Source organism: Flavobacterium omnivorum, assembly GCF_900099915.1.
Taxonomy (GTDB): Bacteria; Bacteroidota; Bacteroidia; order Flavobacteriales; family Flavobacteriaceae; genus Flavobacterium; species Flavobacterium omnivorum.
In genome coordinates this window covers 40,907-53,800 of the sequence record NZ_FNDB01000004.1, presented here as the reverse complement: position 1 = coordinate 53,800, position 12,894 = coordinate 40,907, and the positions used below count along the sequence as shown (strand labels likewise).

The following is a 12,894-nucleotide window of genomic DNA, read 5'->3' as shown; positions in this document are numbered from 1 at the left end:
CTAATCACTACAAAAAAATGAAAAAAATCAACACCTTCTGGAACTGGTTCCAAGACAACAACAAAACCATCCAAAACCTTATAAATGAAATCCCTAAAAATCAAAAACACATATGCTTTTGGATAAACAAAAACCTCAGCTACTATTGCAAGGAAATTGACTTCATAATTGTATTTCCAAAAAATGGCAATACCAAATCCGAACTCATCATAACTGCCAATGGCAACCCGGAATACTTTAACCCGGTAATTGATTTAATCGATAATGCACCACAATTGAAGAACTGGAAATTTACCGCGTTCATACAACCAACCGAAAGAATTGACAAAATTATTGATGGATTTGACGAGCCTTATATCTTTCATGAGATTACATTAAAAGCAAGCGAACTCAAATTTTTACCTGTTGAGTATCATGAATTATCGCATAAGGTAGACATTGTAGTTTTTCTAAAAAACTATAATTTGTATTGCGATACAAAGACGTTACAGCAAGCAATTTTTATCATCATGCAAGACATTGTAGGAGAAAAATCCCTGTACCAAAACATCAATTTTGTGCAGTTGGCACAAGTACCGGATAACAAGGAGGGATTGATTCAATTATACGATTTTCAATTGTTTCTGGACAATCTAAACGGTGTAGATTTAAATAATTATTTTCTCAAAATGTGGGAAACCGTAAGGTAAAACAAAACCCAAAGTTTATTTTTGATTTTATTGAGTACAAATGGCTGATTATAAATGTTGAGCTGTCATTTATAAAAAAAACCATACGAACCTGTTCATTATTTGAATAGGTTAGTATTATTAAAATTAATAGATTTACGTTTTCATTTTACCACCACAATAATGCAAATAGTCCATAAAATAAATGATTTTCTGTTCATCATTTTTCCAGAATTGGAAAATGCCAATGAAATGGAAATCTTCAATGCAATTCAAAAATACTACACGTATGGCCCTTTTGTGCCGAAAGTTACGATAGATAATGGCAGTGTTACTGTTGAAGTAGATACAGAAATCATTGCCACGCAGGATGCCGATTACAATAAAACAATCGCTTTGTGCGAAAAAGGAAAGTTTGATGAAGCAAAGATTATCCTGGAGAAACTCATCCTTAAAAACCCTTCAAATTCAGAATACCACAGAATACTTGGGCAAGTACTTTCAGAGCAAGGGGATCAGGATGAAGCAATAAATGCTTTAATTGATGCCTTGCGCTGGAATTCATTTAACGGTTGGGCGTTAATGATGATGGGAAATATTTTCGCAAGACATAAAAAAGATAGTGCAACAGCGATGAAATATTATGACCAAGCGATAGTGGCCAATACTGCAGATCACATTACTTTGGCGAATATTGCCTATTTACTTTTTCAAGAAAACAAATTCGAAGACGCTAAAAAATACGCATATGAAACATTAAAATTAAATGACAAATACCCGAATGCGCATTTTATCCTTTCGTTAATCGCCCAATCAAAAAACGATTTACATTCTGCTTTCTATAGTGCTTTACAAGCAATTAAATTTTCTAAACAAAAAGACGCATTATACCACAACGCGGTAAAACAAGCCTTTGACACAGCAAATAAAATTACAGGAGATCTTGATGGTGAAAAAATATTTTCTGCTTACAGAAGCCAACTGGAAGGTGAAGGTGGAACAGAAATAGAAATTTATGCCGATGACGAAATCAAAACAGCTGCCAAAGTAGAAATTGCAGAAAGATACAACCGTAACAAACACATAGTAAAATACAAAAGTACATATCCTGCAGTTGAGCATTTAGTGATGCACGAATTGGTGCATTTAGATTTTGTCAACCAAGCCCGAAAAGAAAACCTTAACCAAGTATTCATTTCAACCCAACAAAACAAAAACAATTTTATTGAAACCATCCTTCCTGCAATCAATAATTTAAAATCAAAAATACAAGACCAGTCCACAATAGACTTTTTTATAGAAAGTGTATTCTCTGGCTTAAACTTGCAAACCTACAATACTCCTATCGATGTATTCATTGAAGATTTTCTGTACAAAGAATATGCAGAACTAAGACCGTTCCAATTCCTATCCTTATTCGGTTTGCTTCAAGAAGCTATAAAAGCAGTGACTGATGAACGAATCCTAGACATTGCACCACAGAGTGTTATCTCAAAAACAAGAACGTTCAGCTTAGTTAATGCTATGCAATTCAAGGAATTATTTGGCATCGATACCATTCAAGAATTCAAACCAACTCGGGCGGAACTAGATCTCGCAGATGCATTTTACAAAGAATTTATCGAATACCGTGAGGATCGCAAACCAGGAGAAGAATACGAATTGATAAAGCACTGGGCACAAGACCTTGGTTTAGACACCTTTTTCGAACTCGAAAGCGAAGCCAAATTCGAGAATAAAAACAACATCGATGATTTCCTAAACAAATTGCAGCAAGACCCTTTCGGACTGGAGGAAACAGAAGACCCATTTCAAAAAAGAGAAATGGAAAAATTCCAAAAACACCAAGAAGAGATTGGAACCAATATGGCAATCGTGATGTTTATGGTCGAAGCCCTAAAACATTTCAAAGAAAAAGATGCTGAACTCATAAAACAAGCCGCTTTCGAATTGGCAATGTTAGGAACACAAGGTATTGATCCCAACAAAAAAGACTATATCATTTCAAGCATCAACAACAAACGCTTTTCCGGAAATCAAGTCTTGGCATTTTATTATGTTTCCTGGGCATTAGCAATACCTGAACAAGTACAGCATTTAGGTTTAGATTTTCATAAAGAGTTTATAATGGCTAAAAAATTATCTGATTAATAATTTATGTATTACAATACAGACATAAACATCATTGGAAGTATCCCTGATTATCATTTGATATACAAGAGGTTGCCATTGCTTTTAAATGACCCAAAGGAATTAGAAAATATTTAAGTAACCAATAATGAATTTGATTTTAGAACTGAAAAATCTTGGATTAGGCTTCAAATCAAATTTTAATTGTATTCAGAAAAAATAAGCAATCTAGCACTAAATGAATTCAGAAAAAACCACTACTCTAAATCATAATCTAACCATAGGACAAAGAATATCTACTAGAGGAGAAGATTTTATTGTTACGGGCACTAACACAAATCACGATGGTTCACAATTATTGGAAGCTGAGGGCATTAGTGAATTGGTGAAAGGAAAACGATTTTCTTTTGATACCAATTTAGATACCGACATAAAACCTATTGACCCCAATTTCACGACACTTATTCCTGATACCGACAGTGGTTACAGAAAAACAAAATTATTCCTAGAAACCCAAATCCGGAACTCAGCTATATTTTCAGATAAAATAACGATTGCTACAAAAGCTGCTATAAATGCAGCAGAATACCAATTAACTCCTACCCTAAAAGCACTCCAATTACCAAGACCTCGCCTATTAATCGCAGACGGTGTTGGATTAGGAAAAACAATCGAAGTGGGTATTTTTCTAGCTGAAATGATCAAAAGAGGCAAAGGAAAACGCATTATGGTATTGGCTCCAAAATCAATACTAGCACAATTCCAACAAGAACTGTGGAACCGTTTTGCTATTCCTTTGGTACGATTAGATTCTGATGGAATTGCGAAAATTAAATCACAATTACCAGCCAACAAGAATCCTTTTGAATACTACGATAAAACTATCATTTCAATTGACACCTTGAAGCAAAACGCAAAGTTTCGTCATTATTTAGAAAAATCGAGATGGGATGTTGTGGTTATTGATGAATGTCATACAGTGGCTAATGATAGAAGCCAAAAAGGAGATTTGGCACAATTCATTGCGAAAAAATGCGAATCATTGATTCTTACTTCTGCGACACCACACAATGGTAAAAAAGAAAATTTTGCCAACCTCATCAATATGATTGAACCAACTGCCATTCCAAAAAATGGCGAGTACGATAAAAGTCACGTGGAGCCATACTATGTGCGTAGATTCAAAAATGATATTGCAGATGAAACAGTTAGAGCCAACTTTCAGGAACGAAAAATTGTCCGTTCCTCTGCTTCCTTAAGTGTTGATGAAAATGATTTTTTACAATACCAACAAGAACTTAAATTTCTGGCTATTGAGAAAATAAAAGAAGGAAACGAACAAAAATCCAAAAACGATTTTCTGTTTTCTATAGGTTTATTCAAGGGGTTTATGTCATCGCCTCTTGCTGCTTTAGAAAGTGTAAAACGAAGATTGGAAAAAGTCAAAGTTAAAAACAATTCTGATGATAGTTTTGAGGATAACGTAGAAATCTTGGAGACCTTAAAAACCAAAATCGAAAAAATTCTATCTGCAAAATCAGATACAAAATACAAAAAATTAAAAGAAACGCTACTAGGTTTAGGATGGTCTGGCAAAAAGCAGGACGACCGATACGTTATTTTTGCGGAACGCATCAAAACGCTGGAATATTTGAGAGACAATCTTAAAAATGATTTCAAAATTACGGATGAGGCTATTGCCTATTTTCACGGTGGTCTTTCGGATAGTGAACAACAAAACATCGTGGAAGATTTTGGAAAACAAGATAGTACAGTAAAAATTCTATTGTGTTCTGATTCAGGATCTCAGGGGGTTAACTTACATTATTTCTGTAACCGTATGTTCAATTATGACATTCCTTGGTCCTTGATTACTCTAGAACAACGAAACGGTCGTATTGATCGCTATGGGCAAAAGAAGACTCCTTTTATTCATTACATTATTGCCGAATCCGATATTGATGGATTGAAAACCGATTTACACATTGTAGATCGATTGACCAAAAAAGAAGAAGAAGTCTATAAAACATTAGGGGATGCTGGTTCTGTAATGAAGTTATACGATACCGATAAAGAAGAAAAGTTTATAGAACAGGCATTTTTAAAACAAAATGAAAATTTTCTGGACAGCACCGCCAAAGCAATGGTCGATTTTGACTTCTCCACGCTTTTTAACAATGAGGATGATAAAACAGCCGTATTGGTTACTGACAATCCTTATGAACAACCAACCTCTATCTACTCTTCTGATTTTAAATATTACGAGGCTTTGTTCGAGCAATTAGACTCAGCAAAACAATTACAACACAAGGAAGTTACGGTAGCCGAAGATTATATTGAAATTGTTAACACCAAAGACCTTAACCAAATCTTATTCGATTTGCCACCAGAATCTAAACCGGCTATTGGCAGTTTATACAAATTATCATTGGATAAAGATTTAGTCCAAAAATCCATTGAAGATGCCCGAAAGAAAAAAGGAGCTTGGGCTGAATTTCAGGTGCTCTATGATTTACATCCTGTCGTACGGTATTTTATGACCAAATTAGAAGCCAGCGTGGATAAAGATGTGGCATTAGTTGCCAAATCTAAAATATTTCCCGCTCAAACTTCTTGGTATATTTTTCAAGGACAAATTGCCAATAATCTTGGACAACCGGTATTGTCCGATTTTTATGTGGTAGGATTGAATGACGACGGAACTATTCATCGAAAAACACTCGATTTAAATCAGTTCATTTCAGAGTTTAAATTGTCAGAAAAGTTGTTTACGGAAACCATAACAGAAGAAGATCTTGCAAACTTGCAAAGCATTTTGCCCGATGCCGTAGAATGGGCACACAGCCGTATGCAGGAAGAACAACAATTGTTGGAAGGTAATATGGAGACCAAAATGGCCACTTACCAAACCAAGATCGAAAGTTGGCACGCAGCAGCAATAGAACAATTAGAAATTGATTTTACAGATAAATCCTTGGGTAATTATTGGGCAAAGATGAAAGACAATAAACAGCGGGAAATAGAAACGATTTTAAGCAGTTCCAGCCAATACTTTCAAGACTTAACTTCCTTGCAAGGACAACCTTATTTAAAAGTAATTGCTGTTTTTTATAATTCATAATCAGATATGCTTAAATTTCTAAAAAATACCGGAGATTATTTCTCTACCAATTATTTTGATGAAGATTTCACTTCTAAAGTGTTGTCTAAAACGGGTTATGCGGCAGAGGATATCAAAGAATTCAATAAAAAAATTACGCCTTTAAAAGACCGTTTCTTCCGATTCAAACAATTGTTTATTGAGGGAAAACTACGTGTCAAAGATAAAATTGAAGAAACCCATAAGTTTCATTCTTTCCTACTAAATGTGTTGGGATATGATGGCGACCATCCGCAATATAAAAATCTGTTCCATCTAACCGAAAAGGATGTGATTCCGGTGCGTCATATTTTGTATCGTGGAGACCAACCACACGTGATGATAATGGAAATGCAAGCTCTAATCCGTGAAGATGATACCGAACCCGATGGTCTATTCGAACAACAATACAATGTAGCCGAAGAAGAACTGTCCAATCCCCCGCAACGCTACCACCGCAGTCAATGGGATAAGGTTTTCACTACGCCAACTGGTGTTAGCATTTCTCCGGTAATTATCAATAAAGCCATTTCTGAATTGTTTCTGTTGGAACAACACAACCGCCCGAAATACATTATGCTTTTGGCTGGAAACATAGTTTTTCTTTTAGAGCAGGAAAAATGGTTCCGTGGTAGTTATTTAGAAATTGACTTGGAAGAATTATTCACCGAAGCAACTGCAAACCGGAATGCCAATAATTATGCACTGTTTTATTTCCTTTTGGGAAAAGAAACTCTGGCTCCCGACAGCAATATGGTTTTGCTGGACCAATTGGATGAAGACAGCCACAAAAGCGCCTATGAAGTTACCAAAGATTTAAAAACAGGTATCATCAATGCGGTCGAAGCTTTGGCTAACGAAGCGATATGGTATCATAATAATATCAAAGCTTTAGAACAAGACCTAGACGAAACAGACGATACCTTCGAACAGGAAATCAAGGACGACTGTTTGCGCATTATCTACCGTTTACTCTTTATCTTCTATGCCGAAAGCCGAGAAGAGTTAGACATTCTGCCAAGCAATGACCCTATTTATAATAAAGGTTATTCGCTCGAAATGTTGCGTGAACTCGAACAAGTTCCTTTGTATTCCGAAAGTAGTATCAATGGCTATTTTTTTCACGAATCCTTGAGTAAATTATTCTATGTGTTGAGTTCCGGTTATCGTGAAAGTGAAAACGGCAACAACAAAAGTTTCCGCGTGCGCCACATCGACTCCCCAATTTTTGACGACCGCAAACTCTATCATTTGCACAAAGTAAAATTCCGTAATAAAACCTGGCAAGATATCATTTGTCAATTGTCACTTTCCAGACAACAAAAAAACAAAACTCGTGGGCGTATTTCGTATGCCAATCTGGGAATTAACCAGTTGGGTAGCGTGTACGAAAGTTTATTGGCTTTCCGAGGTTTTTATGCCGAACAAGATTATATCGAAGTTCACAAAGCAGGGAAACCGCATGAAGGAACGTATATGGTGCCACGTTCCCGCAGAGACGATTTCAAAGAAAACGAAATCCTGAAAGACAATAAGGATCAAGACATCATTACAAAAAAAGGAACTTTTGTCTATCGCCTGAGTGGTCGTGACCGACAAAAATCAGCTTCCTATTATACACCTGAGGTATTAACCAAGTGTACCGTAAAATACACCCTAAAACCCATCTTGGAAAAGTTGGAAAAAGGCGAAATGAAAGCCGTTGAATTACTGGAACTAAAACTATTGGAACCGGCAATGGGTGCTGCTGCCTTTCACAACGAAATGATCAATCAGGTAGCCGATGCCTATTTGAACTACCGCCAAAAAGAACTCCGTGACAGTGGCAAAAACGAATGGCGTGTAGCTCCAGACAAATACCTCGAAGAACTGCAACGTGTAAAAGCTTACATCGCTACCAACAATACCTACGGGGTCGATTTAAACCCAACGGCTATTGAGTTGGGTAAACTCTCTTTGTGGCTCAACGTGATTCATAAAGATATGGAAACGCCTTTCTTTAGCAACCGTTTGGCGGTAGGTAATGCCGTGGTGGGTGCTTGGTTGAAAGTCTATGATGCTAAAGATTTAATGGTAGATTTAGACAAAAATGGTACTGTAGCTACAAAACAATCCAAAAAAGAATGGTGGGACAAAGCTCCTCGTCTATTGGAATTCAAACCTTCTACTGATTACGACAAAATAAAACACAACCGCAAGCAGGACGAAATCTATCATTTCTTGTTGCCTGATAAAAATATGTTGGCCTCTGCAGGGATTAAAATGCTGAAAGCGGCCTTTGAAAACGAAAACAAAGCAGTTACCAACTGGAAAAAAGAATGGTGCAAGCCACTCTCCAAAACCGAAGTAGAAAAACTAAGAACCATTAGCACCAAAATAGACGAACTGCTCAGGGAGTATTACAAATTTCAACGCTCCATAAACCAAGCAACTGCTACCAAACAACATATTTTTGGCGTGCCCGTAAAACAAATTACGGCCGAAATGCGCAGTTATGACGAAAAAGAACGCCTTGCTGATCAACGCAACCGCCACAACGCACCCTATTTCAAACTAAAAATGGTGATGGATTATTGGTGCAGTTTATGGTTTTGGGATGTGCGGGAAGCAGCTGCAATACCCAACCGCAGACAATACTGGCAAGACATTGAAGAAATCCTGAAGCTTGATGTAAACAAAGCCATTGAGGGTATCGAAGACCGCCGAGGACAACAATCTATGTTTGAAACTGGTGTGCAAATGAGTATGGTGTTAGAACCTGGAACCTCCGCTGTAGAAAATCAAGCTTTTACCGATGTGGTGGTTGACAGCACCCAACAACAGGATTTGTTTGACAAAAACCAACGACTAGTTTTGGTAAGCCAACTCGCCAAACAATACTTTTTCTTTCACCCGCAACTGGAGTTTCTGGAAGTGTTTTGGGAACGTGGAGGTTTTGATTTGATTGCCGGAAACCCACCGTGGTTGAAAATTACCTTTGAAGAAAAAGGCATTATCTCCGAGAAATTTCCTGAAGTGGATATTCGCTCTGTAACCGCACCGCAAATACGCACAATGCAAAGCGAATATTTTAGCATAGAAACCCAAAAAGAAGCCTATTTAAATGAAAATATAGGTACCGAATGTGCCAGTGTTTTTATGAATGCCTACCAAAACTATCCTTTATTGAAAGGACAACAAACCAATTTGTACAAATGTATTTTAGAAAATGGGTTTAATATGTTAGGCAAACAAGGGTATATGGGTTTAATCCATCCTGAGAGTGTTTACGACGACCCTAACGGACAACCTTTGCGTAAAGAAATCTATCCAAGATTGAAGTATCATTTTCAATTTGTAAATACATTAAAATTATTTCAAGAAATATTACATTGGACAACTTATAGTCTCAATATTTACAGCGGAAAAAACACAGAAATTGATTTCTTTTCAATGAATAATTTATATCATCCATCAACAATTGAAACCTCTTTTATCCATAATGGAAGCGGTCTTACTGGTGGTTTGAAAATCAAAGACGAAGCTACACAAAATTATGAATGGAATATTAAACCCCATAAAGATAGAATTGTTAAATTCTCATCTGATAGATTAAAAATTTTATCTAAAACTTTTGAGAATACAGATGATGGAGAAACGGCTAAATTAGTTTCCATTCACTCTGCATCAATAATTAATGTTTTGGAAAAATTAAGTTCATTTAAGTCTTCAATTCAAGATTTTCCATCAAAAATAACGGAAGGTTGGCACGAAACAAATGATGTGAATGAGGGAACCATTAGACGTGAAACTCAATTTCCAACTATTGAAAGTAATGAAATGGTTTTTAGTGGTCCCCATATTTATGTTTCAAACCCATTATACAAAACACCAAGAGAAATTTGCACTCAAAAAGATCATTTTGACACAATAACTGGAAATTTAATTTCAGAAGATTTTATTGCCCGAACTAATTATGTCCCGGATCTAAATACTAATCTTTTTCCAAAATTAATAAAGGGTTTTAATACAGGAAAGAAAGATGAAGTTGGAAATGATATTTACGATAATTGGATAGAATATTACAAAGTAGGCTTTCGAAAAATGTTAAGCCAGACTGGAGAACGTACATTAACTAGTGCCATATTACCCCCAAAATCAAGCCACACCAGCGGTGTTATTTCAATCATATTAAAAGACACCGAAAAACTTGTAGAACTTATTGGTTTAACTTCTTCAATAACGCTTGACTTTTTTATTAAAACTGTTGGAGCATCCAATTTATATGACGGTAGAATTTCTTCGTTTCCACTCGGTATCGAAGATAAATACAAATCGCAATTGTTCAATCGCACCTTGCAACTCAATTGCTTGAACAAGTACTATGCGCCCTTATGGCAGGACAACTGGCAGGACAGTTTTACTCAAGACCACTGGAGCAAAAACGATACTCGGTTAAAACCGTTTGCAACCTTAACCCAAGAATGGCAATGGAGTACGCCGTTGCGCAACTGGTTTGAGCGTCGCCAAGCCTTGGTCGAGATAGATGTGATTACCGCTACGGCATTGGGCTTGACCCTGGAGGAGTTAACCTTAATTTACAACGTGCAATTCCCGGTACTGCAACAAAACGAAGACGACACTTGGTACGATACCAAAGGAAATATTGTGTTTACGTGCAGCAAAGGATTAACTGGTGTTGGTCTAGACCGCCCAGTTTGGGACACCATCAAAAACCTAAAATCTGGAGAAACTTACGAACACACCATTGAAAAAAGCGAACTGTACAGAGGTCAAAAAATGACGTATTTCGCGCCATTTGATAAGTGTGATAGGGTGGAAGATTATAAACTGGCTTGGGAGCATTTTGAAGAGGTTTTTGAAGCGTAAAGTTCGAAAGGTTTTACTACAACCAAACGAAATATAATTTATCCTCACCCCCAGCCCCTCTCCTTTGGAGAGGGGCTGGGGGTGAGGATAAATTAGGATAGTATTTGTGTCTAAAATTGCTTTCTAACAAAAACAGTAATTTCAAAAAACGTTTTAATTTTTGTCGCAAATATTGCCTAAATGTGCGACAATTAATTTAGAGTAAAGCTATATAAAATAAGAGATTGTTCCGTTTGTAATTGTTTATGCCTAAAAAATATTTCGTCACAAATATTTACTATATTTGTGACAAGATCATGAAATGAGCATAACCGATAAATTAGTCATAAACACGAATGATGATATGTGAATTACATATGACCGATAAAAAACAATAAATATCAGCATATGAAAAAAGAACCACAAAATATAGAACAAAAAGTATTCAATAAAATGAAAAGAACCAAGCCGGGCACTTTGTATTTTATTGAACAATTTAGCAAATTAGCCGAAAAAACCGCTATTCGTAAGGCGTTACAACGCCTAAAAGAAAACGAAAAAATAGTACGAGTGGCACAAGGTATTTATGTAATCCCAAAAGAAAGCGAACTCGTGGGTAAAATAATACCCGGTGCCGAAGAAGTAATGGCTGCCATTGCCAAAAAAGACCGATTCCGAATAGTACCTACAGGCATACAAGCACAACATTTATTGGGATTGAGCACACAAGTACCTATGAGATTGGTCTATCTTACGGATGGTGCTCCAAGAACAATACATATTGGAAAACAAACCATTAACTTAAAAAAAACAATACCCAAAAATCTGATTGCCAAAGGAGAAATTAGTGGTTTGGTAATTCAGGCCTTAAAAACCATAGGAAAAGACAAACTAGAGGAAAAAAGCGAAACGATTATCTTGGAACAATTAAAAAAAGAAAAACCAGAAAACATCCTTCACGATAGCAAACTAGCACCAGCCTGGATTGCAACTATTCTGAAAAAAGCAATACCAACCGAATGAAACGCCCACGAAAATTATCATTGATACACAGGGATATGATTATAGGTGTTCCATCTTCCAATAAAAAGCAAATAGTATAATCGGATGAAAACATTTTTACAACTCGATAAAGAAGAGAAAACAGTAATTTTTGAACAAATCAGAACCAAAACAGGACTTCCCATTCAAGCCATTGAAAAGGATTGGTGGGTAACACAAACATTAGGATTAATTTTTGCAATGGATTGCGCACCGCAAATTGTTTTTAAAGGGGGCACTTCATTAAGCAAAGCTTGGAATGTTATTGAACGTTTCTCCGAAGATATCGACTTGGCACTGGACAGAAGATATTTAGGTTTTGATACCGAAATGAGCAAATCCCAAGTCAGTAAATTGCGTAAAGCGTCCTTCCAATTCATCTCCACTATTTTCTTCTCCCAACTAAAAGAGCAATTTGAAAAAGCAGGTTTCACCGATTTAAAAATACAATTGGCTGCCGTTAAAGATACTGACCAAGACCCGTTAATTATTGAAATCTACTATCCAGAAGTAAGTCCAACATCAGAGTACCTAAAACCACGAATTTTAGTCGAAATCGGTAGTCGCTCCTTACGAGAGCCCTGTTCACCCAGAGTATTCTCTTCATTGGTAGGAGAACACTATCCCGACCAATCCTTTGCAGACAAACCCATTACGGTAGCAACCGTAAATCCGGAACGTACCTTTCTGGAAAAAGTATTTCTTTTACACGAAGAATTTCAAAAAAAGCCAGATAAAATTCGTACTGATCGATTGAGCCGACATTTGTATGACCTAGAAAAATTAATGAATACTCCTTATTTTCAAATAGCAATTACAGATAATGTTTTGTATCAAGGAATTGTGGATCATAGAAGTACCGTTACTCCCATTAGAGGCATTAATTATGCCAATCATACTCCCTCAAAAATCAGCATTATTCCACCAGCAAGTATCCTAAAGGAATGGCAAAAAGATTACGAAATAATGCAGCAGAATATGATTTACGGCAACTCGCTTTCATTCGAAAACCTGATGGAAAGAATTACAGAGATTCAACAAAAAATAAATGCCAAAAAATAATCCCTT

Annotated in this window: 6 protein-coding genes; all 6 read left to right on the top strand. The window is 36.3% G+C overall.

What is annotated here, in order from left to right:
• Nucleotides 1-17: 17 nt before the first annotated feature.
• The 6 genes from BLS90_RS05530 (at nucleotide 18) to BLS90_RS05505 (ending at nucleotide 12,888) form a co-directional block, all read left to right on the top strand.
• Nucleotides 18-689, top strand: a complete 672-nt coding sequence (locus tag BLS90_RS05530) for a hypothetical protein (protein WP_091256163.1) — start codon at nucleotides 18-20, stop codon at nucleotides 687-689.
• Between the two features lie 162 nt (nucleotides 690-851).
• Complete coding sequence (locus BLS90_RS05525) at nucleotides 852-2,819, top strand: tetratricopeptide repeat protein (protein ID WP_091256161.1); 1,968 nt, start codon at nucleotides 852-854, stop codon at nucleotides 2,817-2,819.
• A 217-nt stretch (nucleotides 2,820-3,036) separates the two neighbouring features.
• The gene (locus BLS90_RS05520; protein ID WP_091256160.1) at nucleotides 3,037-5,919 is read left to right on the top strand and encodes a helicase-related protein; all 2,883 of its coding nucleotides are present in this window, start codon (nucleotides 3,037-3,039) and stop codon (nucleotides 5,917-5,919) included.
• Nucleotides 5,920-5,925: 6 nt separating this feature from the next.
• Entirely contained in the window at nucleotides 5,926-10,806 is a 4,881-nt protein-coding gene (locus BLS90_RS05515; RefSeq protein ID WP_091256158.1) for a hypothetical protein, read from the top strand.
• A 387-nt stretch (nucleotides 10,807-11,193) separates the two neighbouring features.
• Nucleotides 11,194-11,808, top strand: coding sequence for a DUF6088 family protein (locus tag BLS90_RS05510; protein WP_091256155.1), 615 nt, complete (start codon nucleotides 11,194-11,196; stop codon nucleotides 11,806-11,808).
• Nucleotides 11,809-11,892: 84 nt separating this feature from the next.
• Complete coding sequence (locus BLS90_RS05505) at nucleotides 11,893-12,888, top strand: nucleotidyl transferase AbiEii/AbiGii toxin family protein (protein ID WP_091256153.1); 996 nt, start codon at nucleotides 11,893-11,895, stop codon at nucleotides 12,886-12,888.
• Nucleotides 12,889-12,894: the final 6 nt, after the last annotated feature.